Raw genomic sequence first — 25,768 nt, 5'->3', positions numbered from 1 at the left:
TGCACAGGATAGCCGAGCCTTGGAGGACCCTCATGAGCGACACCGCCCCCGTGGCCCTGATCACCGGCAGCGCCCGCCGGATCGGTGCAGCCATCGCCCGCCAGTTCCACGCCTGTGGCTGGTCGGTGGTGCTGCACGCCCATACGTCCAGCGCCGAGCTGCAGCAGGCCGCGTTCGACCTGGAGAACGACCGCCCCGGCAGCGTGCTGGCCTTGCAGGCCAACCTGCGCGACGCGGAGGCCCTGCCCGACCTGGTCGAACAGGCCGTGGCCCACTTCGGCCGCCTGGACGCGCTGGTCAACAACGCCTCCAACTTCTTCCCCACCCCGTTCGGCCAGGTCACCGCCGCGGCCATGGACGAGCTCTACGCGGTCAACGCCCGCGCGCCGCTGCTGCTGTCACAGGCGGCCGCGCCCTACCTGCGCCGCCAGCAGGGCTGCATCGTCAACCTGACCGACCTGCACGGCACCGACCCGATGCGCGACCACGTCGCCTACACCATGGCCAAGGCCGCGCTGGAGATGGCCACCCGTTCGCTGGCGTTGGAACTGGCGCCGAAGGTGCGGGTGAATGCCGTGGCGCCAGGCGCGATCCTGTGGCCGGAACAGGGCAAGGATGATTTCGCCCGCGAGGCGCTGCTTGCGCGCACGCCGCTGGCCCGCATCGGCACCGTCGAAGAGATCGCCGAGGCGGTGTACTGGCTGGTGGCCGAGGCCAGCTTCGTCACCGGCCACACGCTGCGCGTGGATGGCGGGCGTACGGTCAGCTGACATGTTGCCGGCCAGCGGCCGGCACCACCGGTAGCGCCGGGCCATGCCCGGCGAGCGCAGCGGCAACAACAACCCGATCATTCCAGATCCACGACCTCGAACGCTTCGCCATGCTGCTTGTGCGCACGCCACAGCGTGGCCAGATCCTGGCCACTCACCGGATCGATGAAGTCCGGGGCGATGTCCGCCAGCGGCTTCAGAACGAAGGCATGCTTCAGCTCCGGGCGCGGGATGCGCAGGTGGCCGGGGCCTTCCACCACCAGGTCACCGTAGAACACCACGTCGATATCCAGCGTACGGTCGGAAAAGCGCGGCCCGCTGCGGTCGCGACCATGCGCGTCTTCCAGCGCGTGCAGCCAATCGTCGAGTACCTGCAGCGGCAGATCGGTCTCGATCGCCACGCCGTTGTTGAGGAAGGCCGGGCCATCGAAGCCGACCGCGGCCGTGCGGTAGGCCGGTGATACCCGCAGCGCGCCGAAACGCTCGCGCAGGGCCGTCACCGCGGCGTGGAGGTAGCGGCGGGGCTGGACGTTGCTGCCCAGGCTCAGGAGCACGGTGGTCATGCGGTTCCGGTGACGGCGTTCAGGGGGTGGGGTGGGCATGCCATCGTCACGGCGGCCTGCCTACAATCCGGGACGCACATGATAGGACACCCACATGACCTATTGCGTTGGAATCGAGGTGGACGAAGGCCTGGTCTTCGCCGCCGACACCCGGACCAATGCCGCGCTGGACGACGTCCGCGTTCACCGCAAGCTGCACGTGTTCGAGTACCCCGGGGAGGCGACCTTCGTATTGATGGCCGCCGGCAACCTGGCCACCACCCAGCTGCTGGTCTCGCGCCTGCAGCGTGATGCCGCCGAAGCGCGCACGCCCAACCTGCGGCAGATGCGCCACATGTTCGAGGCGGCGGCCTACGTGGGCGCGCTGCTGGTGGACAGCCAGGTGAAGTGCCAGCACACCGAACACGGCCACGATGGCGTCAACACGCAGGCCACGCTGATCTTTGGCGGGCAGATCGCCGGCGAGCACCCGGGCCTGTACATGATCTACCCGCTGGGCAATGCCATTGCTGCCTCGCCGGAGACGCCCTACCTGCAGATCGGTGAATCCAAGTATGGCAAGCCGATCCTCGACCGCATCGTCAGCCCGGCCACGCGGCTGGAAGATGCCGCGCGTACTGCGCTGCTGTCGCTGGATTCGACCATCCGTTCCAACCTGTCGGTAGGCCTGCCGATCGACATGGTGCTGCTGCGCAAGGACGAACTGCAGGTGGGCCAGCAGCTGCGCTTCACCGCCGATTCGCCGCTGTATGCCGACATCCACAACAACTGGTCGCGGCGGCTGGAGCAGGCGGTGGCGAGCCTGCCGCGGTTCCCGTGGGAAGCGCCTGGCACCGACCCATAAAACCCGCCGGGCATGGCGCGGCGCCACCGTCACCGTAATCCGGTAGCGCCGGGCCATGCCCGGCGACGCGGTGTCAACCCAGCGCGTCGGCCACCGCGCGGAACACCTGCTGCATCTGCAGCGGCTTGCGCAGCACGTGCACGTCGATGCCGGGCGGGAAGACGCTGGTGTCCAGCTCCACCGCAGCCTCTTCCAGCACCAGGGCCGGGCCGGCGTAGCCCAGCGTGGCCATCTCGCCCAGCAGCTGGCTGGCCGGCAGCAGCCGCGAACCGGCATCGGCAATGACCAGCGCGGGCATCGCTTCCTGCTGCATCCAGCGCAGCGCGGCCGGGCCGTCGGAAGCCAGCTGCAGCTGATACCCCTGGCTGGACAGCGCGTTGCCCAGCAACGACAGCCGCGTGGCTTCGCCATCGACCACCAGGATCGACTGGCCACTGCCCAGCGCCACCAGCTGTTCGACCGGCTCACCGCCCTCGGCCCGCTCATGCATCGGCAGCCGCAGCTCGAACCGCGTGCCCTGCCCCAGTTGGCTGCTGACGTGGATGCTGCCACCGGCACCTTCGACGATGCGCTTGCAGGAAATCAGGCCCAGCCCGGTGCCATCGGCCTTGGTGGTGAAGAACGGATTGAACAGGTGCGACAGCGTATCGGCGTCCATGCCGATGCCTTCGTCGTCGACCACGATGCGCAGCCAGTCCACGCCCTCGCGTTCGCCGGCATGTTCGGCCGTCAGGCTCAGGCGGCCGCCCTGTGGCATCGCCTGGATCGCGTTGAGCGCCAGGTTCAGCAGCACCTGCTGCAGTTCGGTGTAATTGGCGTCGACCGCCAAGCCTTCGTCCTGCACCTCCAGCTCGAGGTTCACTGCCTCGGGCACGTTGCTGCGCAACAGCAGCGCCACGGCCTGGAACAGATCATCGATGAAGATGCGCTCGCTGGGATTGCGCGAGCCACGCACGAAGGACAGCATCGATTCGGCCATCTCGTGGCCACGGCGGCCGCACTCGGCGATGACATCGGCCAGGTGATGCAGCTGCGGATCTTCGGTACGCGCCTTCAGCAGGTCCGGCATGATCAGCAGCGGCTGCAGGATGTTGCGCAGGTCGTGGCTGAGGCCGGCGGCAAGCAGCGACAGGCTCTCCAGCCGCTGCGCGCGCATCAGCTCGGTTTCCACGCGCACGCGCTCCACCGCGCTGCGTGCATCACGCACCGCGCGCGCCACCGCCGACGGCAGGCGCGCCGGGTGGTGCTTGATGATGTAGTCGTTGGCACCCTTCTGCAGGGCCTCCACCGCGTTCTCCTCGCCCATCGTGCCGGAGACGAAGATGAAGGGAACCTCCGGTGCGGACTCGCGCACGATGCGCAGCGCTTCGTCACCGGAGAAACCCGGCATGCTCAGGTCCGAGAGCACGATGTCCGGCGCGAAGCTGGCCAGCGCCTGGCGCAGCTCGGGGCCGCTCTCCACGCGCTCGAAACGGGCGTCCAGGCCCGCGTCGAGCATCTGTTCGGACATCAGCTCGGCATCTTCCGGTGAGTCTTCCACCAGCAGGATGCGCAGCGCCCCGAGGGCCGGACCGGTCAAGGGCATGGCCTTACTCGACCTCCGGTGCCTGGTTGATCAGCGCCCAGAACTTGCCCAGGGTCTGCACCGCACCGAAGAACTGGTCAACGTCCACCGGCTTCACCACGTAGGCGTTCACGCCCATGTCCCAGCTGCGTGCCAGGTCGCTTTCCTCGCGCGAGGACGACAGGATGACCACCGGCAGCCGCTTCAGTTCCTCGTGCTCGCGGATCTGCCGCAGCACTTCCAGGCCATCCATGCGCGGCATCTTGATGTCCAGCAGCAGCACCGCCGGCAGGCCCTCTTCGCGGCCGGCCCAGGCACCACGGCGCAGCAGGTAGTCCATCACTTCCACGCCGTCCTCGACGTGCACGATGGGGTTGGCCAGGCGGGCTTCCTGCAGCGCATCGATGGCCATTTCAGCGTCGGCCGGGCTGTCTTCGGCCAGGAGGATGGTGCGCAGCGTCGTCATGCGGAAGACCCTTGGTTGACTGCATCCAGTGCCGGAGGCAGATAGAAGTGGAAGGTGGCGCCAGCGTCGGGCGCGGCTTCAGCCCAGATGCGGCCGCCATGGCGGGTCAGCACGCGGCGCACGCTGGCAAGGCCGATGCCGGTGCCGGGGTAGTCACTGGCCTTGTGCAGGCGCTGGAACACGCCGAAGAGCTTGCCGGCGTAGGCCATGTCAAAGCCTGCACCATTGTCGCTGACCGTGAACTGATGGCCGCCATCGGCCTGCTGCTGGTAGTCCACGCGGATCTGCGCCGGTTCACGGTTACCCGAGTACTTCACCGCGTTGCCAAGCAGGTTCAGCCACACCTGGCGCATCATGTTCTCGTCGGCCACCACGATCGGCAGCGGCGCGATGTTCCACTCCACGTGGTGGGCCACGCCGCTGCTTTCGGCATCGGTCTTCAGATTGGCATCAAGCATGGCCCGCGTGTCGGCCACCAGCGTCTGCATGTCCACCGCCTGCTGGCGCATCGCCGCGCGGCCCAGCCTCGAATAGACCAGCAGGTCGTCGATCAGCGCCGCCATGCGCCGCGCCGAACCGGAGATCACCTCCAGGTAGTGATGGCTCTTCTCGTCGGCGTTCTCGCCCAGGTGCCGCGACAGCTTGTCGGAGAAACCAGCGACGTGGCGCAGCGGTGCGCGCAGGTCGTGCGACACCGAATAGCTGAAGGCCTCCAGCTCGCGGTTGACCTCCGAGACCTGGGCCACCTTGCCTTCCAGCTGGCGGTTCAGTTCTTCCACGCGCCACTGCACGGCGCGCTGCACGGTCACGTCGCTCACCGTCATCAACACCACTTCATCATCGGTATCGGGCAGCGGCATGCGCCGCGCGTTGATGAGCATGTAGCGCACCGTGCCGTCGGTGCGCTGTTCGTGTTCGAAATCCCACAGTTCGCGCCCGCGCAGCAGCACGTCGGACAGGCGCTGGCGCACCACCGGATCCTGCCACGCGCCTTCCCCGACGTCAGCCAGCAGCGTGCCGTCGGCACGTTCGTCCTGCAGCCCGTACAGTTCGGCGAACGCCGGGTTATGCAGCTGCACGCGCAGGTCGCGGTCGAGCAGCACGATGGGCTCGCGCACGGTCTGCAGCACCGAGGCGGCACGCGCGGCAGAGCGCAGCGACTGCCGCTCGGCCTGCAGGCGGCGGCCGATCTGCCGCTGCAGCAGCCACAACACCAGGCCCAGCAGGCACAGCTGCACCACCAGCGAGCTCCACGACACCAGCTCGGTCTGCCTGTGCTGGCGCGCCGCCTTCTCGGCACGCGCCGCAAGGAGCGCCTGTTCGCTGGCCTGTAGTGCTTCCACCAGGCCGCGGATCGGGTAGCGCGTGCTCAGGTCCTGCACCAGCTCGCGCTGGTCGGTATTGGGCTCCGAGCGTGCCAGTTGGCGGGCCAGCGCCATGCGCCCTTCCAGCATCGACTCGATGCGGCCGATGCGGATCAGCTGGTCGGGGTTGTCGCGGGTCATCCGGGCCAGCTCGGTCAGCCGTCCGGGGATGTCGTTGGCCCTGGCCATCCGCTCGCGCAGGCCGGGCGCATCCACGCCCTTGGACAGGGTCAGCGCCGCCGACTCGACGTCGCGCACATCGGCCTGCAGCTGCTGCAGGGCCACGCCGACCGCCTGCGTGTGGCTGACCCAGGCCATCGCCTGTTCGTTGTCCTGCTGCAGCTGACGCAGGGTCAGCCAGGGGACGATGATGATCGCAGCGGCAGCGAGTGCCAGGGCAGGCAACCGCCAGCGGTCCCAGATGTCATCACTGAACACCAGCGCCATGATCCATCGTCAACGAAGCGATGCCGCCAATATAGCGCAGCCGTTCACTCCGGGAGAATCCGGCAGAGGCAGCACGACAAGGGCGCCCCCTGCGGGACGCCCCTGTCCACTTCAAGCGAGGGCCGGGATCAGCGCTTGGCGGCGGCGTTGACCTTCAGCGCGGCCGAATCGACGCGGGTCACGCCCTTGATGCCCTTGGCGGTGGTGACGGCCTTGTCCTTCTCGGCCTGGGTGGCAACGGTGCCGCTGAGGCTGACCACACCGTTGACCGTTTCCACCTTCACTTCGGTACCCGGAACATTGCTGCTGGCCAGCAGGTCGGCCTTCACCTTGGTGGTGATCCAGCTGTCGGTCACCGGCTCGTTGGAGTCGTGGCGATCCGCATGGGTCATCGCAGCGTGGTCGGTCTTCGGCGGATCCTTGGCCATGACGGCCGAAGAAGACAGGGCCAGGCCAAGGGTGAGGGACGAAGCAATCAGGGTACGGGTCAGGTTGCTCATCGTGCGGTGCTCCTTCTGAATGTGCTGCCAGTCTGGACAGGTGCCTGTGTTGCACGCGTCGGGCCGAGGTCACGCTGCCGTGAATCCGCGAAAAGCATCGGTAACCGTTCAGTTTTGCCTCGCCCGTGGCCTCGTTCTACGCTTTGCCTCCCCCTCCCTGCGGAACGCCCCATGCGCCCCGATCTGCAACTGGCCCTGATCGGCTACGGCCTGGCCGGCCGTGTCTTCCATGCCCCGCTCATCCAGCACACGCCCGGGCTGGCGTTGCACAGCATCGTCAGTTCGCAGCGTGACACGCTGCTGCGCAGCTTCAGCGATGTGCACGTGCGCGCCACCGCTCAGGAGGTGTTCGATGACCCCGCCGTGGACGCGGTGGTGATCGCCACGCCGAACGAGCAGCACGCGCCGCTGGCGATTGCTGCCTTGGCCGCCGGCAAGCACGTGCTGGTCGACAAGCCGTTCGCCCTGGACGTGGCCGAAGCGGAAACGGTGCTGGCCGCCGCGCGCGATGCCGGGCGCATCGCCACGGTGTTCCAGAACCGGCGCTTCGATGCGGATTTCCTCACCCTGCAGGCGCTGCTGGCCGAGGGCGCGCTGGGCGAGGTGGCCGAATGCCATGCGCATTTCGACCGCTACCGGCCACAGGTGCGTGACCGCTGGCGCGAACAGGAAGGACCCGGCAGCGGCCTGTGGTACGACCTTGGCCCGCACCTGCTGGACCAGATGCTGGTGCTGTTCGGATGGCCGCAGGCGATCGATGCCGATCTGGCAGTGCAGCGCGAAGGCGGCAGCGGGGGCGACTATTTCCATGCGGTGCTGCATTACCCGCGGCATCGCGCGATCGTGCATGCCGGTTCGCTGGTGGCGGCGCCGACGCCGCACTTCGCGGTGCATGGCCGCGGCGGCAGCTGGGTCAAGCACGGCCTGGACGTGCAGGAGGCACAGCTGCGCCGGGGCGTGGCACCGGGCGCGCCGGGCTGGGGCATCGACCCGCGGCATGGCGAGCTGCTGCGCTGCGATGCGGAGGAGAACGTGCAGCGCACGACGGTGGACAACCTGCCGGGCGACTACCGGCGGCTGTATGCGCAGTTCGCGGCGGCGATGCGTGGCGGGGGCGAGCCGACGGTGAGTGCGGTGCAGGCGCTGCAGCTGATGCGGTTGCTGGAGGCGGGGATGGCGAGTGCGCGCGAGGGACGGCGGGTGGTGTTGGGGTGATCGGCAGGGCTGCGCCCTGCACCTGCCGAATCAACGTCAACTTCAACGTCAACGTCAATGGCAAAAGCCTGCATTCCGTGGGTTGGCGGGCTGGGTCCGGTTGAGGGGGACGGCGCAAGTACGTCCCTGTAGCCTCGGTCGCGCCATCCATGGCGCTCACGCCCCCGCAACCTGAGCCACCCCGCCTTCGACAGTTTCCTGCGGGCTGTTGGAAACTGCTGCTGTTGGTGGGTGCTGTTGGTGGGTGCCGACCGTTGGTCGGCACGGGGTCGGATCCACGCCATGCGTGGATGACGTGGAAACGATCGGCTTGGGAAAGCACGGTAGCGCCGGGCCGCGCCCGGCGAGCGCAGCGGTGCTGGCAGAACCGCCGGGCATGGCCCGGCGCTACCGATCCCGTCGTGGGGCTTACGACTTCTTGATGGCGTGGCCGCCGAATTCGTTGCGCATCGCCGACAGCAGGCGGTCGGTGAACGAATTGGATTCGCGCGAGCGCAGGCGTTCCAGCAGCGACAGGGTGATCACCGGCGCCGGCACGTCCAGGGCAATGGCTTCGGCGACGGTCCAGCGGCCTTCGCCGGAATCCTCGACATACGGGGCGATGCCATCCAGTGAGGGATTGCGCTTGAGCGCTTCGGTGCTCAGGTCCAGCAGCCACGAACGCACGACGCTGCCGTGGCGCCAGACTTCGGCGACCTGGGCCAGGTCCAGTTCCATCTCCTGCTTGCGCTCCATCAGCGCGAAGCCTTCGGCATAGGCCTGCATCATTCCGTACTCGATGCCGTTGTGGACCATCTTGGTGAAGTGGCCGGCGCCGGACGGGCCGACACGGCCCCAGCCACGATCCTCGGCCGGGGCCAGGGTGCGCAGCAGCGGCGCGACCTGGTCAACCACCGCGGCATCGCCGCCGACCATCAGGCTGTAGCCTTCCTGCAGGCCCCACACGCCACCGCTGGTGCCGCAGTCCACGTACCCCAGGTCATCCTCGGCCAGCGCCTTGGCACGACGGATCGAGTCCTGGTAGTTGGAGTTGCCGCCGTCGATGACGATATCGCCTTCGGCCAGGTGCGGGGTCAGCTGGCCCAGCGTCTGGTCGACGGTCTCGCCGGCCGGCACCATCAACCACACCACGCGCGGCACCGGCAGCGCGGCAACCGCTGCGGCCAGCGAATCGACGACTTCCAGGCCAGCCTCGGCGGCGCGCTGGCGGGCGCTTTCGCCGGGGTCGTAGCCGACCACGCGGTGGCCGCCGCGATGCAGGCGTTGGGCCATGTTGGCGCCCATGCGGCCGAGGCCGATCATTGCAATGTCCATTGTTTCACCTTCAGTTGGGGTCTAGGGTCAGGCTGCCTGGCCGGCCGGTCGCCGCGCAGTGGCGCAGTTGCGCCTCGCGCCAGCGCCGAAAGAGCGTGGTATGCAGATTGTGCAACGCCAGGTCGATGGAAAACGGCGTGCGTGGATTGCGGTCGAGCAGGCGGATGATGTGGTAACCGATGGGACGTATACCGCGTGGGTGCACATAGATCACGAACTGCTGGTAGAACGGATCGTCCAGCAGCTGGTCCATGCGCGCCAGCGTGGCCTGGAAACGCGGTTGCAGCTGCGCGCGCAGGCCTGGGTCGCGTTCGTACAACAGGCGTTCGAAGTAACGGCGGCCGAGCCGCGGAAGGCCCTGCGCCAGCTTCCACAGTTCAGCATTGCGCTGGTCGTACCAGGCCAGGCCGCCGTGCGTGGCCAGCGCCTGCGCTGCGTCTGCGCCCACGTCGACGACGATGAAGTTCTCGGCCTGGTTGCTCAGATCGTCCAGGGTGGCGACGTCGCCCACGTGTTCAATGAAACCGGGCACGCCGAGGAATGCCGTGCGTCCCATCGCTGCGGTGCGCACCGCCTTGCCATCAGCGAAGAACTCACCGGCCTGCGCGCCGAGCAGGATGCTATCGGTGTCGTGCAGGCCCAGCAGGGTGCCGATCGACAACTCACCGGGCGCGAATTCAGCATCAAAGGCAGCATCGCCGTACAGCTCTCGCTGGGTGGCCAACTGCGCGACCTGGCGGCCCACCCCACATTCGGCGCGCACGTTGCCGGTGTAGAACGCGTCCAGCGCACGGCTGTTCCCGGCCAGCGGCGTGTAGCCACGGCCGAAGGTGCGGGTGTTCCGCCAGCCCTGTGCGGGCGCACCACGTGCGCCGAAACCGATCCAGCCCAGCTGCAGGCCGCTGAAGCGGAATCCGGGATTGTCCTGCAGCGCCTGTGCCGCGCGCTGCGCAGCTGCCCCAAGTTCGAAGGTGTAGGCGCAGAGGGTGGCCGGGTCATCCAGCAGGCGCTGCAACAGGGCCTGCCGCGCCTCGTCCGTCATCGACGCAGGCCAGCGTACCTGCAGATCGCCCGCCTGCTGCGCAGCCTGCAGCGAGGCACGCGTGCAGACCGGGCCGCCGTGGATGCGGGGCGCCTCGACGGCCGTGGTTTCGAAACGCCAGCCCAGCCGCTGCAGCAAGCCCTGCTCGCAGCCACTACCCGCGGCGTTGCCAAGCATGGGCCAGCTCAGCAGCAGGGCCAGCCCCAGCGCCCTGCCCTTCACCGTCAGCCCTGTTCGGCCGCCGGCGGCGGGGCGGGCGGTTGCGGGGCGGGTTCGGGCACAGGTGTCGCGGGCGCGGCGGGAACCGGCGGAGGCGGTACGGGCGCCGGCTTTGCCGCTGCGGCCGCTGGCAGGTACTGGTGCAGGCGGTCGAAGAAGCGGCGGTAGAAATCGGAATCGGTGATCGTGCTGCTGGCGACCTTCACCAGCGAATCATCGTTGCTGCCGAACGGCAGCGATACCGAGCCCAGCGCACCCACGCCAACGCTGGCCGAGGTCGGGCTCTTCTTCAGCGCATAGCGGTCCTGCACGGCGCTGACGAACACCAGCGCCTGCTCGCTGCCGCGGGGCGCGCAGGAAATGCGCAGCACCAGCTGCTCATGGTCGTCCTCGCGCACCTGGAAATTCTTGTTGCCTTCCACCTGCCCATCATCGGCACGCGCGATCGCGTAGCCCTGGCTGAGCAGGGTGCGACGCGCCGCTTCACAGGCCTCGGCGGGGCGGCCATCCACAGTGCGCGAGAAGGTGTCGCCCGAATCGAAGGATTCGCGCAGCAGGCTGTTGTCGGCGGCACGGCCACCGCAACCGGCCAGGACCAGGGTGCTGGCCACGACCAGCAGGGACAGCGAAAGACGGGAGGCCCGCATGGGTACTCCTGCGAGAACGGAAGCCCAAAGAGTAGACCCGGGGCCGTGTGCGCCAGGTCGAAGCGCCCGCCCCCGTTGCTCGCGGTTCATCGACGTCCGCTGGGCATGGCCCGGCGCTACCGGAAAAACAAACGGGGCCGGCAATGCCGGCCCCGTGGGGAACTTCACGTCACGTGCGGATCAGTCCGCCCAGCGGCCGGCGCCGGTGGACTGCGGCAGCACCTGGGCCGACAGCGGGCGGTCGGTCTCCAGCAGGTTCACTGCATCGGCGAGGATCGAGGCCGATTCACGCAGCAGCGGGTCCGGACGCTTCTCGGCGGCCTTCTCGCGGGCGGCATCCTTGACGATGTCACGCTCGTTACCGGTCAGGCCGTCATCGCTGCTGTCATCGGCCAGCGGGTCCAGGGCCAAGCCCAGTTCCTTGCGGATGACCTGGCGGTCCTTGCGCTGCTTGTCCTGGCGCTCACGCTCGGCCAGGCGGGTGGCTTCGTTGAGCGAGACATACTTTTTGGCCGCCTCGGTGCGGAACTGCTGCACGTCCTCGTTCCACCACTGGAATTCCTTGTCGGTGGCGATACGGGCTTCGTGGCGCGTTTCCAGCTTCGGCAGCAGCGGCGCGAAGTTGCCGTACTGGGTGTGCGGCACGGCGGCGATGCGGGTCCACGGCAGCGCGTTGTCGTAGGTGCTTTCGCCGAATTCGGTCGCATCGACGCTGGCCGGGAAGGCCAGATCCGGCACCACGCCCTTGTGCTGGGTGCTGCTGCCGCTGATGCGGAAGAACTGAGCGATGGTCAGCTTCACCTGTCCGAAGCGCTGGGTCTCGCCACTCGGCCAGCGGTCCAGGTCGACGATGTTCTGCACAGTGCCCTTGCCGAAGCTGGTTTCACCGATGACCAGGCCACGGCCGTAATCCTGGATGGCACCGGCGAAGATCTCAGACGCCGAGGCCGAGCCACGGTTGATCAGCACGGCCAGCGGGCCGTCCCACGCAACACCCTGGTTGCGGTCGCTGTTGACGGTGACGCGGCCACCGGATTCGCGCACCTGCACCACCGGGCCCTGTTCGATGAACAGGCCGGTCAGTTCGATCGCTTCATCCAGCGAACCACCGCCGTTGCTGCGCAGGTCCAGCACCACGCCATCCAGCTTGTCGGCCTTGAAGCCAGCCAGCAGCTTGGCGACGTCGCGGGTGGCCGACGCGTAGTCGGCAGCGTTGCGGCGGCGGCCTTCGAAGTCCTGGTAGAAGGTCGGCAGCTTGATCACGCCCACCTTGCGCTCGGGCTGGCCATCCTTGCCCGGGATGGTCATGGTCTCGCCCTTGGCGGCCTGCTCGGCCAGGCGCACCTTCTGACGGGTCAGCAGAAGGGTGTGGTGCTTGCCGTCCACGCCGTCCTCGGCAGAGATGAACTCCAGGCGGACCTGGGTGTCCTTGGCGCCACGGATCTTGGCCACCACGTCATCGATGCGCCAGCCGATCACATCGTCCACCGGCCCGGATTTGCCCTGGCCGACGCCGACGATGCGGTCGCCCGGCTTCAGGGTGCCGTCCACGGCGGCCGGACCACCGGCGATGATCTCGCGGATCACCACCATGTCGTCCTGGCGCTGCAGCTGCGCGCCGATGCCTTCCAGCGACAGCGACATCGCCTGGTTGAAGTTCTCGGCGGTGCGCGGGGTGAAGTAGTCGGTGTGCGGATCGACGGCGCTGGTGTAAGCGTTCATGAAGAACTGGAAGACGTCCTCGCCCTTCAGCTCGTTGACGCTCTTTTCCAGCGTCGCGTAACGCTTGTCCAGGGTCTTGCGGATGTCGTCGGACTTCTTGCCGGCCAGCTTCAGGCGCAGCCAGTCGTTCTTCACCGACTTGCGCCACAGCTCATCCAGCTCGGCGTTGCTGGCCGCCCACGGCACGTCCTTGCGGTCGTACTCGAAGCGCTCGTCGGCGGTGAAGTCCGGCTCCTGCTTCAGCAGCTTGCGCGCATAACCGACGCGCTCGCCCACGCGCTGCTTGTAGACCGCGAACACTTCAAAGGCAGGCTCCAGTTCGCCGCCGCGGATGGCGTTGGCGATGCCGGCCTGGAACGGCGCGAAACGGGCCACGTCGGCCTGGGTGAAATACTGCTTGCCGCCGTCGAGGGTTTCCAGGTAACGCTTGAACACGTCCTTGGAAGTGGCCTCGTCCAGCGCGCGCGGCCGGTAGGCGTAGCGGCTGTCGGACAGCAGGCCATAGACCAGCTTGGAGGTGGTGACCTGGTCGGCGGTCGCGGCCGCCGGCAGCGCCGGCGAGTCGGCCTTGGCCGCCAGCGCCAACGGCGCGACCAGCGCCAGGGCCATCAGGAATGCGGGGGCTTTGAATTTCATGAACGTGCTCGAAGGCGCCTTGCCAAGGGGGAGACTGCAGGGTGTTCAGACACCACGACAGTGCCGAAAGTTGCCGTGTTTGTCACCCGGCCGCGTTCGGTGGAAATCCAGCCTAGCGGGGCCGGTGTAGCAAATTGTGAATGCAGGGCAAGGCGTGCGGACCAACGGTCCGCACCCACCGGTGCGGAGGTGCGCACCCATTGGTAGCGCCGGGCCATGCCCGGCGGGCGCAGCGGGAGGGAACCGCCGGGGAAGAGGTCAAGGTGTGCGGACCAACGGTCCGCACCTACCTCAGGAGACGCCGGCGCCCTTGGCCTGGACGTCGGCATGGTACGACGAGCGCACCATCGGGCCGGAGGCCACGTGGCTGAAGCCCAGCTCGTAGCCGTAGTCTTCCAGCGCCTTGTAGTCCTCGGGGGTCCAGTACTTCAGCACCGGGTGGTGGTGCGCGGTCGGCTGCAGGTACTGGCCGATGGTGATCATGTCCACGTCGTGCGCACGCAGGTCGCGCATGGTGGCCTTGATCTGCTCGAACTCCTCGCCCAGGCCCAGCATGATGCCGCTCTTGGTAGGCACCGACGGGTGCTGCGCCTTGAAGTTCTTCAGCAGGGTCAGCGACCACTGGTAATCCGCACCCGGGCGCACGTTGCGGTACAGGTCCGGTACGGTTTCGATGTTGTGGTTGAACACGTCCGGCGGGTTCTGCGCCAGGATCTCCAGCGCGCGCTCCATGCGGCCCTTGCCACGGAAGTCCGGGGTCAGCACTTCGATGCGGGTGCCCGGCGACTTCTCGCGGATGGCCGCGATGCAGTCGACGAAGTGCTGGGCACCACCGTCGCGCAGGTCATCGCGGTCGACGCTGGTCACCACCACGTACTTCAGGCCCATGTCGGCCACGGTCTGGCCGAGGGTCGCCGGCTCGTTGGCATCCGGCGGCTTGGGGCGGCCGTGGGCCACGTCGCAGAACGAGCAGCGACGAGTGCAGACCTCGCCCAGGATCATGAAAGTGGCGGTGCCGTGGCTGAAACATTCGTGGATGTTCGGGCAGCTGGCTTCCTCGCACACGGTCACCAGGCGGTTCTCGCGCAGCTTGGCCTTCAGGTTCTGCACGGCATTGCCCGAAGGAATGCGCACGCGGATCCACGACGGCTTGCGCAGCACCGGTGCGTCGGCGAACTGCACCGGCGAACGGTTGATCTTGTCGCCGCCCATCTGCTTGACGCCCACCTGCAGCGGCGCGGCGGACGGAAGCTCGGCCTGCACGATCTGCAGGGGAATGGTGCGGGCGGTGGTTTCAGTCATGGCAGTTCCGGGGGGCGGTCAGGCGGCCGCAGAAAGATCGGGCAGTTCGGGCGTGGGCTGCAGCAGAAGGCCAAACTGGCGGGCCAGATGGTCCAGCAGCACCGGCTTGACGGCGTCCATCCCGGACGGGCCTCCCAAGTCTACCACCGAGGTCACCTGCAGCCCCTGATAGCCACAGGGGTTGATGCGGTGGAAGGGTTCCAGGTCCATCGACACATTGAAGGCCAGACCGTGGAAGGTGCAGCCGCGGCGGACGCGGATGCCGAGGGCGGCGATCTTCGCATCGCCCACGTAGACGCCCGGCGCACCGTCACGGCGCTCGGCACCGATGTTCCATTCGCCGAGGGTGTCGATCAGGGCCTGTTCGATGCGGCAGACGTAGTCGCGTACGCCGATGCCCAGCCGCGGCAGGCGCAGCAACGGGTAGACCACGATCTGGCCGGGGCCGTGGTAGGTCACCTGGCCACCGCGGTCGACGTGCAGCACCGGGATATCGCCCGGCGCCAGCACGTGTTCGTCCTTGCCGGCTTGGCCGAGGGTGAACACCGGATCGTGTTCGACCACCCACAGTTCGTCAGCGTCGTCGTCGGTCCGCTGGTCGGTGAAGCGCTGCATGGCGCGCCAGACCGGTTCATAGGCCTGGCGACCGAGGTCGCGCACCACCGCAGGGCGGGCCGGACGCTGCCCGGGGGCAGGCTCGGCCGCGCAGCTGGTGGCTACACCGTCCACTTCACTTCCGGGTGGTCACGCAGGGCCTGGTGGGCCACGTCGTACTGCTCGCGGTTTTCGGCCCGGAATACCAGGCGCACCGAGACGTACTTGCCGTTGGACGAATGCTTCCAGCTGATGCGCTCGTTCACCACGTCGACGCCAGCGGATATCAGCAGGCGGGGGAGTTCCTGTTCCAGACCGCGGTTGGCCGGGCCCATCGCGCTGAGCTCGAACTGACCGGGGAACTGGAAGCCGTGTTCGGGGTTGTCGGACTTGATTTCCATGGACCCATTATCGGGCCGCAGGGCAACAAACCCAAGAGTATTCATCAACGTCAAACGGCGCACGGGCGGGCTGCTGCGTTGCAGGCTGCGGCCCGGTTCAGCCTGCGCCGGACCGGCGAGCGGATTTGCTGGCGCGACAAGTGCGTTTTACGGAACAGACAAGTGAAGGCGGACGGCTCGTTCCGTCACGGGGACGGGAGTAGTCTTTTGTTGCATAAATCGACCTTCACACGCCAACGACCTGATGATCATTCCATCCATGCGTACTGCCGCCACCCTCGGCCTGACCGGCCTGCTGGCGGCCGCTGCCCTGCCCCTCACTGCCCATGCCGCCCAGCAGTGCGGGCCCGACGCGATGAGTGAGCACCCGCCGCAGGTCAATTTCCGCGTCGACAACGACCTGTTCGGCGCCAAGGACCAGGACCAGGGCTATACCAACGGCGCCCAGCTGACCCTGGTCTCGCCCAATCTGGTGGACTACACCGATGACCCCTGCCTGCCGCGCCTGGCCCGCTGGGTGAACCGCCACCTCGAGCGCCTGCACCCGGGCGAGTTCGAGCAGCAGAACATGATCTTCAGCCTCGGCCAGGGGATCTATACGCCCACCGATTTCACCCGCAAGGACCTGATCGAGGACGACCGGCCGTATGCCGGGGTGCTGGTGGCCAGCTTCGGCTACAACGCCCGCCGCGGCGACCGCCTGCAGACCACCCTGCTGACCCTGGGCGTGGTCGGACCGTGGGCGCAGGGCAAGCAGGTGCAGAACGCGGTGCATGACCTGCTGGGCGACGAGAAATTCCAGGGCTGGGACAACCAGCTGCACAACGAGCCGGTGGTGATGTACACCCACGAACGCATGCGCCGCTGGCCGGGCGATGCCAGCGTCAATGCCGGCGGCTGGGGCTGGGATGCGATCAGCCACTACGGCGGCTCGATCGGCAACCTGGAAACCAAGGCCAACTTCGGTGGTGAAGTGCGCTTCGGCTGGAAGCTGCCCGACGATTTCGGCAGCACCCCGCTGCGCCCGGCCGGTGAAAACACCGCGCCGACCCGCGGCGGCAAGCCCAGCGGCTGGTCGTGGCACCTGTTCGCCACCACCGATGCGGCGTGGGTGATCCGCGATATCACTCTGGACGGCAACACCTTCCGCGACAGCCACAGCGTCGACAAGCGCCACGTGGTGGCCTACGGCGGCTACGGCATCGCGGTGATGCGCGGCCGCTGGAAGTTCGCGATGGCGCGCTACCACAGCACCCGCGAGTTCAACGGCCAGCGCGAAGCCCCGGTGTTCGGCAGCTTCACCATCAGCCGCTCGATGTAACCGGGGTTGTCATTCCGCCGGGCATGGCCCGGCGCTACCGACGACGGGGTAGCGCCGGGCCATGCCCGGCGGAAATCCACGAAAAAGGCCGGCTTTCGCCGGCCTTTTCATTCACCACGCCGGGGCGTGGATCATTCCGATTCCCACCACATCCAGAAGCTGTCCCACAGGCGCTTGAAGAAGCCGGCCTCTTCGACGGCGGCCACGGCCACCAGCGGGGCTTCGGCCACGACCTTGCCATCCAGCGTCACCTTCACGGTGCCGATCTGCTGGCCCGCGGTGAACGGGGCTTCCAGGGTCTTGGGCACGTCGATGCTCGGCTTCAGGTCGTTGTAGCGACCACGCGGCACGCTCACCAGCATCGGCTGAGCCACGCCCAGCTGAACCTTGTCGGTGGCACCCTTCCACACCTTGTGCTCGGCCACGGCCTTGCCCGGCTCATACAGGCGGTGGGTTTCGAAGAAGCGGAAGCCCCAGTTGAGCAGGGCCAGGCTGTCATCGGCGCGCTGCTTCTCCGACGAACCACCCAGCACCACGGCGATCAGGCGCTGGTCGCCACGCTGGGCCGAGCTCATCAGGCAGTAGCCGGCTTCGGAGGTGTGGCCGGTCTTGATGCCGTCCACGCTGCCATCGCGCCACAGCAGCAGGTTGCGGTTCGGCTGCTTGATGTTGCCGACCTGGAATTCCTTCACCTTGTTGTAGGCGTAGGTTTCCGGGTAGTCACGCACCATCGCGCGGCCCAGCAGCGCGAGGTCATAGGCGGTGCTGTGGTGGCCCTGGGCGCTCAGGCCGTGGGCGTTGACGAAGTGCGAGTCCTTCATGCCGATCTTGGCGGCGTAGCTGTTCATCAGCGAAGCAAAGGCTTCCTCGCTGCCGGCCACGTGCTCGGCCAGGGCGATCGCGGCGTCGTTGCCGGACTGGATCGCCATGCCCTTTTCCATGTCTTCCAGGCGCGCGGTCTGGTTGACCGGGAAGCCGCTGTAGCTGCCGTCGGTGCCGGCGCCGCCTTCGCGCCAGGCGCGCTCGCTCATCATCACCTGGTCGTCGGCGCGGACCTTGCCGTTCTTGACCTCGGCGGCGACCACATAGGAGGTCATCACCTTGGTGATGCTGGCCGGGGCCAGCTGTTCATGGACGTTCTCGCCCGCCAGCATCTGGCCGGTGGCGTAGTCCATCAGGATCCAGGCCTTGGACGTGCTCGGCACCGGGGCCGGCGGCGTGGCGACGACCGCCGGGGCGGCAGCAGCAGCGGGCGCCGGGGTGGCCGGGGTCGGCAGCGGCGTCTGGGCGGAAGCCAGGCCAACCACCAGGGTGGCGGCCAGGGCGGTGGCGGCGGAACGGAAATTCATTGGACTGCAGGCTCCAGGGGACGGCCAGAATGGAGGATGGTACGAAGGGACATTGTAAGGCCGGTGTGGCAGGGGCCGGCAGCACCGGCCCGGGCGGATCAATCCTTGACGATCTGCGGCGAACCCAGGCCAAGACCTGCGATGCGGCCGACTAGTTCCGCGGCACTGGCATGGTCGCTGGCGGGTACGCGCAGGCGGAAGAGGGTACGGCCGCCAGCGGCGATGTCGCTGATGGTCGCGCCGACGATGCCGGCGGCGTTGAGCTGGCCCATCGCGCGGGTGGCGTTGTCGCGGCTGGAGAAGCTGGCCACCTGCACCATCACCGCGCCCACCACCTGCTGCGACAGCGTCGGCGACGGGGTGGCAGCCGGCGTGCTGCGGACCGGCGGCGTGCCGGCACGCGGGGTAGCGGCGGCCACTGCCACCGTGGCGGTGGCGGCGCTGCGCACCGGCGGCGCACTGGGCGGCAGACTGCTGACCGCGACTTCGGGCAGCGCACTGCTGGCGGCCTGGGTGGTGGCGGGCTGGCCACGGCCCGGCGTGCCATCGGCGGGCAGGCGCTGGACCAGACGGTCGATATCGCTGGGCGCGGTGGCACGCGGGGCGGCGGCCGGGCGCGCGGCCGCAACGGTCGTGGCAGCGGCGGCGGCTTCGGCCGCACGACGCTCGCGGCGCGACGGCTTCTGCGCCAGCAGGTTGCTCTCGCCCGGCTGCAGCGCGCGCACTTCGACGTTGCCGGTGCCGCGCTGGGTGATGCCCAAGCGCACGGCGGCGGCATAGCTGAGGTCGACCACGCGGCCATCGTGGAACGGGCCACGATCATTGACGCGCACGATCACCGATTCACCGTTGTCCAGGTTGGTCACACGGGCGAAGCTGGGCAGCGGCAGCGTCTTGTGCGCGGCGGTGAACTGGTACATGTCGTAGACCTCGCGGTTGGAGGTCAGGCGGCCATGGAACTTGGCGCCGTAGTACGAGGCGGTGCCGCGCTCGACATAGTCATGGGTGTCGTCAAGCACGTTGTACGACTTGCCCAGCACCACGTAGGGCGATTTGTTGCCGATGACCGAGCGCTCGACCGCAGTCACTTCCGGCTCGGGAATACAGGCCACGTTCGGCACGTAGCTGGGCGTGGTGTCCTTCACCCCCGGCTTGTACAGGCCGCCGGCGATGTAGTTGCCGCGGGTGGCGAGGTCCTCGGTAGCGGCCGCGTACGGCGAACCGTCCGGGCAGTGCGCCGGGCGCCCGCTCTTGCCCTGCACCACCGTGCCGGGCACCTTGCCGCCATGGCCGGCACTGGGTTTGTTCGGTGCGCTGCTGCAGGCAGCCAGCGCCAGCACGACGATTCCGGGGGCCAGCCATCTGATGTTCATGCCGGGGGCAGCTCCTGTCCGGCAATGGCCTGCGACAACTGGAACACGGCCATCGCGTACATCTTCGAGAGGTTGTAGCGGGTGATCGCGTAGTAATTCTGGAAGCCCAGCCAGTACTGCTTGCCGGTACTGCCTTCAAGCGTGATCGGCGTGGCGGTGGCACCCGGCTGCACCGGCGCGCTGGGCTGGTAGCCGCGCTGGGCCAGGTCGGCCAGCGACCAGGTGGGCATCCACTCGGTCGGATTGAATTCCTCGCGTCCCGGCGCCAGCGTGGCCGGCACCGCCACCTGGCCGCCGCGCACCCAGCCGCCCTTCTTCACGAAGTAGTTGGCGATGGACGAGAACACGTCGTCATAGCTGGTGAACAGATCGCGGCGGCCATCGCCGTTGCCATCCACGGCGTAATCCAGGTAGCTGGAGGGCATGAACTGGCCCATGCCCATCGCACCGGCATAGCTGCCCTTGAGCGTGGAGATGTCCAGCTTCTCTTCGCGGCCCAGCTCGAACAGCTTGGCCAGTTCATCGCGGAAGAACAGCTCGCGGCGCACTTCGCGTTCCAGCTTGGCCGGGTCGCCGCTGCGCGGGTAATAGAAGGCCAGCGTGTAAAGCGCATCGAGCACGCGGTGGCTGCCGGCGTTCTTTCCGTAGCTGGTTTCCACGCCGATGATCGCCACGATCACTTCGGCCGGCACGCCGGTGCGCTGCTGCACGCGGTCCAGTTCGGCGCGGTGCTCGGCCAGGAAGGCGCGGCCGCCATCGATGCGCGCCTTGCTGATGAACATCGGCCGGTATTCGTTCCACGGCTTGACCCGCTCGGCCGGCCGCGACATGGCCGCGATGATCGGCTGGCGCACCTGCGCCTGGTCGAGCACGCGGGCGATCTCGGCCGGCGCCAGACCATAACGCTTGGCGGTGTCGGCGATGAAGTTGGCGCGGGCGGTTTCAAACGGCACCGGGGTCAGGTCAACCGGCGGCGCCGTGGCCGCGGTCGCTTCCGGGGCAGCTTCGGCCGGGCCCTGCTGGGGCTTGCCGGCCGGATGGCGCGGCGTGCTGCTGGCCTGGGGTGAAGTCGGCGGAGACGTCGGCTGGGTCGCGCAGGCGACCAGACCGAGGGTGAGCAAGCAGGCCAGGGAGCGTCGAATCATCGTCGCAGGTTAGCAGGTCATGGATGAATTAAAACCCCTAACACCATGAATCACAACGATTTGCCCGCGTTCAGCGGGAAATGTGAAGGCGTCGTGATTACCCTGCCCCATTCAGGCAGAGGTTGCCGGCTGCGCCCCCATCCCCGCAGGCGCAACCGGCGACCGGATCCTGTCGATACCTGCGCGGCTGTCGCTCCCCAGCGACAGTGCCCCGCGCTCCCTGTATCCGTTGGATCAGTACTGCTTTCCCGCCCGACACCCCCCTCGCGCTGCATCTTCAGACGGCGCGCCGTGCCGCACGGGCCGCCATTGTGCAGGCCGATTGCGACAAGTCCATTGATCCGGATCAACGCTGCGTCAAAGTGTGAATTGTTGCGCACTTTTTATGGAACTTCGTCGGCGGGAAGATCGGGCCGGTGGTGTCTGACGTACGCGTCTGCGCTTTGATGTAGAGCCGAGCATGGGCTCGGCTCTACAGAAGCGGCGGCGGTTTCAGCCGCAGCCAGCGTGTATCGGGTTGTGCACGCGCACTGCCATCACCAGGCCGATCCCCGCCAGCAGCGAAACCGCCGAGGTGCCGCCATAGCTGACCAGCGGCATCGGGATGCCCACCACCGGCAGCAGGCCGGAAATCATTCCGCCATTCACCAGAACATAGACAAAGAACGCCAGGCCCAGGCTGCCGGCCAGCAACCGCGCATGCGTGTCGCGTGCGTGCACGGCAATCCACAGGCAGCGCCCGACCACGAACAGGTACAGCGCGAGCATAGTCGCCACGCCGATCCAGCCGAACTCTTCGCTCAGCACCGAGAACGCGAAGTCGGTGGTGTATTCGGGCAGGAAATCCAGGGTGGCCTGGGTGCCGTTGCCCCAGCCGCGGCCTTCCCATCCGCCCGAACCAATGGCAATGCGTGACTGCAGGATGTTCCAGCCGGTGCCGAGCGGATCGGCGGCGGCGTCGAGGAAGGTCAGTACGCGATCCTTCTGGTACTGGCGCAGCAGGCCGAACCAGGCCAGCGGCGCAGCCATCGCGACACTGGCCAGGCCGGCCACCACCCAGCCCCAGTGCAGGCCGGCCAGGAGCAACGCGAACACGCCGCTGGCCGTCACCAGGGTGGCCGTGCCCAGGTTGGGCTGCAGCAGGATGAGCACCGCGGGGACGCCGATCAGCGCCGCGGCGGTCAGCACCGTGCGTGGCGACGGCGGCAACGGCTGACGGTGCAGATACCAGGCCATCATCAGCGGCAGGCTGAGTTTGAGCAGCTCGGACGGTTGCAGGTAGAACACGCCCAGGTTGAGCCAGCGCTGGCCGTACTTGCCGGTCCCGATCACGTACACCCCCATCAACGGCAGCATCGACAGCGCGTACAGGGCCGGGGTCCACGCGCGCAGGCGCAACAGCGACACCCGCGACAGCAGCCACATCGCCACCAAGCCACCGGCAAAGCGCGCGGCCTGCCCGGTGACCGGGCCCGACACGCTGTGCAGCACGGCCAGGCCGGCTGCCATCAACAGCAGCAACGCAACCAGCAGCGGCAGATCGATCGTACGCACCGCCTCGCGCCAGATGCCGGATACACGTTTCCATTCCACCCAGGCAGGGTAGCGGGCGGCGCTTGCGTGAAGCTTTCCGGTGCCGCCGGATGCATGCTTTCGCTTTCCGTAGAGTCGAGCTTGCTCGACTGCACTACGCTTTCTGTAGAGCCGAGCCCACGCTCGGCTGCTACGCGCGAAAAGCAGTCGAGCAAGCTCGACTCTACGAAGGCGGCGGAGCCGATTTCAGCCGTAGCCGCCGTGCACCGGGTTGTGGCTGCGTACAGCCATCACCAGGCCGAAGCCGGCCAGCAGCGAAACCGCCGAGGTGCCGCCGTAGCTGATCAGCGGCATCGGCACGCCCACCACCGGCAGCAGGCCGGAAATCATCCCGCCGTTCACCAGCACGTAGACGAAGAAGGCCAGGCCGGTGGCGCCGGCCAGCAGGCGCGAGTACGAATCGCGCGACTGGCTGGCGATCCACAGGCAGCGCCCGATCACCACCAGGTACAGGGTCAGCACCAGGGCCACGCCCATCCAGCCGAATTCCTCGCTCAGCACCGAGAACGCGAAGTCGGTCGTCTGTTCGGGAATGAAGTTCAGGTGCGACTGCGAGCCTTCGCCCCAGCCCTTGCCATCGAAGCCGCCCGAACCGATCGCGATCTTCGACTGGATGATGTTCCAGCCCGCACCGAGCGCGTCCATCTCCGGGTCGAGGAACATCATGATGCGGTCCTTCTGGTACGGCCGCAGCAGCCAGAACCACGCCAACGGCGCGACTGCGGCCACGCCGCCCACGCCCAGGCCCACCCACCACCACGGCAGGCCGGCCAGCAGCAGCACGAACACGCCACTGGCGGCGATCAGCACGCCGGTACCGAAGTCCGGCTGCAGCATCACCAGGCCGGTCGGCACGCCGATGATGACCATCGCCACCAGCACGGTATTGAAGCGCGGCGGCAGCGGCATGCGGTGCAGGTACCAGGCCACCATCATCGGCAGGCTGACCTTCAGCAGTTCGGCCGGCTGCAGGTAGAAGAACTTCAGGTCCAGCCACTGCCGGCCGTATTTGCCCGTGCCCAGCACGAACACCGCCAGCAGCGGGATCATCGAGATCGCGTAGATGAGCGGGGTCGCCGAGCGGATGCGCAGGATCGGCACGCGCGAGATGCCCCACAGGGCGGCCAGGCCGACCACGAAGCGCACGCCCTGCGCCATCACCAGACCGTCGCCGCCAGCACTCTTCAACGTGGCCAGGCCGATCAGCATCAACGCGCCGAGGGCCAGGCACAACACCCAGTCCAGGGTGCTGAAGAAGCGGCGCAGCATGTCGCCGGCCCAGCGCAGGAAGTCACTCATCGTGCAGGCTCCGCGGGGGGCGAACGGGGGCTGGCGGGCAACGCGGCGGCAGGTGCGGCAGGCGCGCCCGGGGCCGGAGCGGGCGCCGGTTCCGGGGCGGGCATGCCGACCAGCACCGGGTGTTCGCCCAGCTGCGCGGCGGCGGTGTCGCCGGCCGGCCGCGCGTTGGCATCTTCATTGTCGAACGCGGTCACGCCGATGACGGTGGTGCCGCGCTCGGCGTCCAGCGGCTGCATGCCCTCGGGCATCTTGCCCAGCAGGTAGGCGTCGAACACTTTGCGCGCGATCGGCGCGGCGGCGGAACCACCGTAGCCACCGCCTTCGACGGCGATGGCCAGGGCGATGACCGGCTGCTCGACCGGCGCGAAACCGACGAACAGCGCGCGGTGACGCAGGTGCATCGGCAGGCTCTTCGGGTTCACCGCGGCCGTGCCCTTGCGGCTGACCACCTGCGCGGTACCGGTCTTGCCCGCCATGACGTACGGCGCGCCCGCGGCCATGCGCGCGGCGCTGCCGCCGGGCTGCATCGTGGCCATCATGCCTTCGCGCACGGCCTGCAGGTTGTTCGGGTTGGGGCTGACCGGCTTGCTCGGGCCAGGCTCGGTGGCGATCCAGTCGTGGTCGAAACCGGCGCGCTGCTGGATGACCAGGTGCGGGGTGCGCAGCTGGCCATTGGCCAGCGCACTGACGCCACGCGCCAGCTGCAGCGGGGTGACCTTCCAGTCGCCCTGGCCGATGCTGATGTTGACGGTGTCGCCGGGGTACCAGGCTTCCTTGCGGCTTTTGCGCTTGTAGGCTGGCGACGGCAGGATGCCGCCGATCTCGCCGGTCAGGTCGATACCGGTCGGCTGGCCGAAGCCGTAGTACTCCATGTAATGGTCGAAGCGCTCGATGCCCAGATCCAGCGCCAGCTTGTAGTAATAGGTGTTGACCGACTGCGCGATGGATTTGCGCAGGTCCGTCCAGCCATGGCCGCCGCGGTGCGAATCGCCCCAGCCGCGCGAGGTGCCCGGCAGGTAGAACATGCCGGTGGACAGCACCTTGTCTTCCGGCCGGCGCACACCAGAATCGAGGCCGGCCAGGCCGATCAGCGGCTTCAGGGTGGAACCGGGGGCGACGCCACCCAGCACCAGGCGGTTGAACTGCGGCCGCGACGGGTTGTCGTTCAGCGCCTTGAAATCGGCATGCGAGATGCCGTTGACGAACAGGTTGGGGTCGTATGACGGCAGGCTGACCATCGCCAGCACTTCACCGGTGCGCGGGTCCATCGCCACGGCCGAACCTTCCTGGTCGCCGAAAGCGGCCACCAGCGCACGCTGCAGGTCGGCATCGATGGACAGGCGCAGGTCGGCGCCGGACTGCGCAGCCACCCGGCCGATGGTGCGGATGGCGCGGCCCTGCACGTTGGTCTCGACCTGCTCGTAGCCGACCTTGCCGCGCAGCTGCTGCTCGTAATAGCGCTCCAGGCCGGACTTGCCGATGTGGGTCAGTGCCGCGTTGCCTTCGCCAAGGATCTCCAGATCCTTGTCATCCACGCGCCCGACGTAGCCGATGATGTGCGCGAACAGGTCGCCATAGGGGTAGCGGCGGGTCAGGTAGGGTTCCAGCTCCACGCCCGGGAAACGCCAGCGGTCCACCGCGAAGCGCGCCATTTCCTCATCGGTCATGCGCAGCTTGAGGGTGACCGGCAGGAATTTGCGGCGCGCCTTGCGCGACTTGTTGAACGCTTCCAGCTCTTCGGGGCTGATGCTGATGATCTTCGCCAGCCCTTCCAGGGTGGCGTCCATGTCCGTGACCTTGTCCGGGGTCACGTCCAGGCGGAAGGCCGGCACGTTCTCGGCCAGCAGGCGGCCGTTGCGGTCGTAGATCATGCCGCGCCCCGGCACCACCGGCCGCGGCTTGATGCGGTTGGCTTCCGAGCGCGTGGCATAGATGTCGTGGTCCAGCACCTGCAGCTTGAAGTACCAGCCGCCCAGGCCCAGCAGGCAGACCAGCACGCCGAGGAAGCCCAGCGCCGCGCGGCGGCGGAACTGTTCGGCTTCGGCGTGCGGGTTCTTGACCTGGCGACGCGGGATCAT

At 67.9% G+C, this 25,768-nt stretch carries 22 protein-coding genes; 4 read left to right on the top strand and 18 right to left on the bottom strand.

Annotated features, from left to right (window positions below):
* Positions 1 to 32: 32 nt before the first annotated feature.
* Positions 33 to 770: a pteridine reductase gene (locus FJU31_RS01180; protein ID WP_150453146.1), complete on the top strand. Its 738-nt coding sequence runs from the start codon at positions 33 to 35 to the stop codon at positions 768 to 770.
* Positions 771 to 847: 77 nt separating this feature from the next.
* Here FJU31_RS01180 and folK read toward each other — a convergent pair whose 3' ends face one another.
* Positions 848 to 1,333, bottom strand: coding sequence for a 2-amino-4-hydroxy-6-hydroxymethyldihydropteridine diphosphokinase (folK, locus tag FJU31_RS01175; protein ID WP_150453145.1), 486 nt, complete (start codon positions 1,331 to 1,333; stop codon positions 848 to 850).
* Between the two features lie 94 nt (positions 1,334 to 1,427).
* Between folK and FJU31_RS01170 the strand changes: the two genes are divergently transcribed.
* Complete coding sequence (locus FJU31_RS01170; RefSeq protein ID WP_150453144.1) at positions 1,428 to 2,177, top strand: proteasome-type protease; 750 nt, start codon at positions 1,428 to 1,430, stop codon at positions 2,175 to 2,177.
* Positions 2,178 to 2,250: 73 nt separating this feature from the next.
* On the opposite strand, the gene FJU31_RS01165 is transcribed toward FJU31_RS01170, so the two are convergent.
* From FJU31_RS01165 to FJU31_RS01150, 4 genes are all read right to left on the bottom strand, one after another.
* Positions 2,251 to 3,762: an ATP-binding protein gene (locus tag FJU31_RS01165; protein ID WP_150453143.1), complete on the bottom strand. Its 1,512-nt coding sequence runs from the start codon at positions 3,760 to 3,762 to the stop codon at positions 2,251 to 2,253.
* A 4-nt stretch (positions 3,763 to 3,766) separates the two neighbouring features.
* On the bottom strand, positions 3,767 to 4,207 hold the full coding sequence (locus FJU31_RS01160; protein ID WP_150453142.1) for a response regulator: 441 nt from the start codon (positions 4,205 to 4,207) through the stop codon (positions 3,767 to 3,769).
* Positions 4,204 to 6,018, bottom strand: coding sequence for a sensor histidine kinase (locus FJU31_RS01155; protein WP_150453141.1), 1,815 nt, complete (start codon positions 6,016 to 6,018; stop codon positions 4,204 to 4,206). The genes FJU31_RS01160 and FJU31_RS01155 overlap by 4 nt, the downstream gene beginning before the upstream one ends.
* A 128-nt stretch (positions 6,019 to 6,146) precedes the next feature.
* On the bottom strand, positions 6,147 to 6,518 hold the full coding sequence (locus FJU31_RS01150) for a BON domain-containing protein (protein WP_150453140.1): 372 nt from the start codon (positions 6,516 to 6,518) through the stop codon (positions 6,147 to 6,149).
* 171 nt (positions 6,519 to 6,689) lie between these two features.
* Between FJU31_RS01150 and FJU31_RS01145 the strand changes: the two genes are divergently transcribed.
* Positions 6,690 to 7,733, top strand: coding sequence for an oxidoreductase (locus FJU31_RS01145; protein ID WP_150453139.1), 1,044 nt, complete (start codon positions 6,690 to 6,692; stop codon positions 7,731 to 7,733).
* Between the two features lie 408 nt (positions 7,734 to 8,141).
* On the opposite strand, the gene gnd is transcribed toward FJU31_RS01145, so the two are convergent.
* From gnd to FJU31_RS01110, 7 genes are all read right to left on the bottom strand, one after another.
* Positions 8,142 to 9,047, bottom strand: a complete 906-nt coding sequence (gene gnd / locus FJU31_RS01140; RefSeq protein ID WP_150453138.1) for a phosphogluconate dehydrogenase (NAD(+)-dependent, decarboxylating) — start codon at positions 9,045 to 9,047, stop codon at positions 8,142 to 8,144.
* A gap of 10 nt (positions 9,048 to 9,057) precedes the next feature.
* Complete coding sequence (locus FJU31_RS01135) at positions 9,058 to 10,266, bottom strand: hypothetical protein (protein ID WP_188115428.1); 1,209 nt, start codon at positions 10,264 to 10,266, stop codon at positions 9,058 to 9,060.
* A 47-nt stretch (positions 10,267 to 10,313) separates the two neighbouring features.
* On the bottom strand, positions 10,314 to 10,955 hold the full coding sequence (locus tag FJU31_RS01130) for a DUF2242 domain-containing protein (protein ID WP_150453137.1): 642 nt from the start codon (positions 10,953 to 10,955) through the stop codon (positions 10,314 to 10,316).
* Between the two features lie 180 nt (positions 10,956 to 11,135).
* Positions 11,136 to 13,313: a carboxy terminal-processing peptidase gene (locus FJU31_RS01125; protein ID WP_150453136.1), complete on the bottom strand. Its 2,178-nt coding sequence runs from the start codon at positions 13,311 to 13,313 to the stop codon at positions 11,136 to 11,138.
* 291 nt (positions 13,314 to 13,604) lie between these two features.
* A complete protein-coding gene (gene lipA / locus FJU31_RS01120; RefSeq protein WP_150453135.1) occupies positions 13,605 to 14,615 on the bottom strand; it encodes a lipoyl synthase in 1,011 nt (336 codons plus the stop codon).
* Between the two features lie 18 nt (positions 14,616 to 14,633).
* Complete coding sequence (gene lipB, locus FJU31_RS01115; RefSeq protein ID WP_079223387.1) at positions 14,634 to 15,344, bottom strand: lipoyl(octanoyl) transferase LipB; 711 nt, start codon at positions 15,342 to 15,344, stop codon at positions 14,634 to 14,636.
* Positions 15,332 to 15,610, bottom strand: a complete 279-nt coding sequence (locus FJU31_RS01110; protein WP_150453134.1) for a YbeD family protein — start codon at positions 15,608 to 15,610, stop codon at positions 15,332 to 15,334. The genes lipB and FJU31_RS01110 overlap by 13 nt, the downstream gene beginning before the upstream one ends.
* Before the next feature lie 259 nt (positions 15,611 to 15,869).
* Here FJU31_RS01110 and FJU31_RS01105 point away from each other — a divergent pair, with 259 nt between their 5' ends.
* Positions 15,870 to 16,931: a lipid A deacylase LpxR family protein gene (locus tag FJU31_RS01105; protein ID WP_246161178.1), complete on the top strand. Its 1,062-nt coding sequence runs from the start codon at positions 15,870 to 15,872 to the stop codon at positions 16,929 to 16,931.
* 131 nt (positions 16,932 to 17,062) lie between these two features.
* Here the strand turns inward: FJU31_RS01105 and FJU31_RS01100 are convergent, their stop codons facing one another.
* The 6 genes from FJU31_RS01100 to mrdA form a co-directional block, all read right to left on the bottom strand.
* Complete coding sequence (locus tag FJU31_RS01100) at positions 17,063 to 18,280, bottom strand: D-alanyl-D-alanine carboxypeptidase family protein (RefSeq protein WP_150453132.1); 1,218 nt, start codon at positions 18,278 to 18,280, stop codon at positions 17,063 to 17,065.
* Positions 18,281 to 18,378: 98 nt separating this feature from the next.
* Positions 18,379 to 19,653 carry a septal ring lytic transglycosylase RlpA family protein gene (locus FJU31_RS01095; protein WP_150453131.1) on the bottom strand — a complete coding sequence of 425 codons (1,275 nt, stop codon included), beginning with the start codon at positions 19,651 to 19,653 and terminating at the stop codon, positions 18,379 to 18,381.
* Positions 19,650 to 20,798 (bottom strand): lytic murein transglycosylase B, encoded by a 1,149-nt coding sequence (mltB, locus tag FJU31_RS01090; RefSeq protein ID WP_150453130.1) that lies wholly within the window; start codon positions 20,796 to 20,798, stop codon positions 19,650 to 19,652. Before mltB ends, FJU31_RS01095 begins: the two co-directional genes overlap by 4 nt.
* A 492-nt stretch (positions 20,799 to 21,290) precedes the next feature.
* On the bottom strand, positions 21,291 to 22,391 hold the full coding sequence (gene rodA, locus FJU31_RS01085) for a rod shape-determining protein RodA (protein WP_150453129.1): 1,101 nt from the start codon (positions 22,389 to 22,391) through the stop codon (positions 21,291 to 21,293).
* Between the two features lie 186 nt (positions 22,392 to 22,577).
* Positions 22,578 to 23,690, bottom strand: coding sequence for a rod shape-determining protein RodA (gene rodA, locus FJU31_RS01080; protein WP_150453128.1), 1,113 nt, complete (start codon positions 23,688 to 23,690; stop codon positions 22,578 to 22,580).
* Positions 23,687 to 25,768 carry a penicillin-binding protein 2 gene (gene mrdA, locus FJU31_RS01075; protein ID WP_150453127.1) on the bottom strand — a complete coding sequence of 694 codons (2,082 nt, stop codon included), beginning with the start codon at positions 25,766 to 25,768 and terminating at the stop codon, positions 23,687 to 23,689. The genes rodA (FJU31_RS01080) and mrdA overlap by 4 nt, the downstream gene beginning before the upstream one ends.

It is taken from the genome of Stenotrophomonas cyclobalanopsidis, from assembly GCF_008710035.1.
In the GTDB taxonomy this organism is placed as follows: domain Bacteria; phylum Pseudomonadota; class Gammaproteobacteria; order Xanthomonadales; family Xanthomonadaceae; genus Stenotrophomonas; species Stenotrophomonas cyclobalanopsidis.
Note: the sequence above shows the minus strand (reverse complement) of the source record. Positions and strands in the feature narration are given on the sequence as shown.

What these genes read in the sequence shown, in the direction of transcription:
- FJU31_RS01180 (WP_150453146.1), top strand. Translation starts at nt 33, where the DNA reads ATGAGCGACACCGCCCCCGTGGCCCTGATCACCGGCAGCGCCCGCCGG.
- folK (WP_150453145.1), bottom strand. Translation starts at nt 1,333, where the DNA reads ATGACCACCGTGCTCCTGAGCCTGGGCAGCAACGTCCAGCCCCGCCGC.
- FJU31_RS01170 (WP_150453144.1), top strand. Translation starts at nt 1,428, where the DNA reads ATGACCTATTGCGTTGGAATCGAGGTGGACGAAGGCCTGGTCTTCGCC.
- FJU31_RS01165 (WP_150453143.1), bottom strand. Translation starts at nt 3,762, where the DNA reads ATGCCCTTGACCGGTCCGGCCCTCGGGGCGCTGCGCATCCTGCTGGTG.
- FJU31_RS01160 (WP_150453142.1), bottom strand. Translation starts at nt 4,207, where the DNA reads ATGACGACGCTGCGCACCATCCTCCTGGCCGAAGACAGCCCGGCCGAC.
- FJU31_RS01155 (WP_150453141.1), bottom strand. Translation starts at nt 6,018, where the DNA reads ATGGCGCTGGTGTTCAGTGATGACATCTGGGACCGCTGGCGGTTGCCT.
- FJU31_RS01150 (WP_150453140.1), bottom strand. Translation starts at nt 6,518, where the DNA reads ATGAGCAACCTGACCCGTACCCTGATTGCTTCGTCCCTCACCCTTGGC.
- FJU31_RS01145 (WP_150453139.1), top strand. Translation starts at nt 6,690, where the DNA reads ATGCGCCCCGATCTGCAACTGGCCCTGATCGGCTACGGCCTGGCCGGC.
- gnd (WP_150453138.1), bottom strand. Translation starts at nt 9,047, where the DNA reads ATGGACATTGCAATGATCGGCCTCGGCCGCATGGGCGCCAACATGGCC.
- FJU31_RS01135 (WP_188115428.1), bottom strand. Translation starts at nt 10,266, where the DNA reads ATGCTTGGCAACGCCGCGGGTAGTGGCTGCGAGCAGGGCTTGCTGCAG.
- FJU31_RS01130 (WP_150453137.1), bottom strand. Translation starts at nt 10,955, where the DNA reads ATGCGGGCCTCCCGTCTTTCGCTGTCCCTGCTGGTCGTGGCCAGCACC.
- FJU31_RS01125 (WP_150453136.1), bottom strand. Translation starts at nt 13,313, where the DNA reads ATGAAATTCAAAGCCCCCGCATTCCTGATGGCCCTGGCGCTGGTCGCG.
- lipA (WP_150453135.1), bottom strand. Translation starts at nt 14,615, where the DNA reads ATGACTGAAACCACCGCCCGCACCATTCCCCTGCAGATCGTGCAGGCC.
- FJU31_RS01110 (WP_150453134.1), bottom strand. Translation starts at nt 15,610, where the DNA reads ATGGAAATCAAGTCCGACAACCCCGAACACGGCTTCCAGTTCCCCGGT.
- FJU31_RS01105 (WP_246161178.1), top strand. Translation starts at nt 15,870, where the DNA reads ATGCGTACTGCCGCCACCCTCGGCCTGACCGGCCTGCTGGCGGCCGCT.
- FJU31_RS01100 (WP_150453132.1), bottom strand. Translation starts at nt 18,280, where the DNA reads ATGAATTTCCGTTCCGCCGCCACCGCCCTGGCCGCCACCCTGGTGGTT.
- FJU31_RS01095 (WP_150453131.1), bottom strand. Translation starts at nt 19,653, where the DNA reads ATGAACATCAGATGGCTGGCCCCCGGAATCGTCGTGCTGGCGCTGGCT.
- mltB (WP_150453130.1), bottom strand. Translation starts at nt 20,798, where the DNA reads ATGATTCGACGCTCCCTGGCCTGCTTGCTCACCCTCGGTCTGGTCGCC.
- rodA (WP_150453128.1), bottom strand. Translation starts at nt 23,690, where the DNA reads ATGAGTGACTTCCTGCGCTGGGCCGGCGACATGCTGCGCCGCTTCTTC.
- mrdA (WP_150453127.1), bottom strand. Translation starts at nt 25,768, where the DNA reads ATGATCCCGCGTCGCCAGGTCAAGAACCCGCACGCCGAAGCCGAACAG.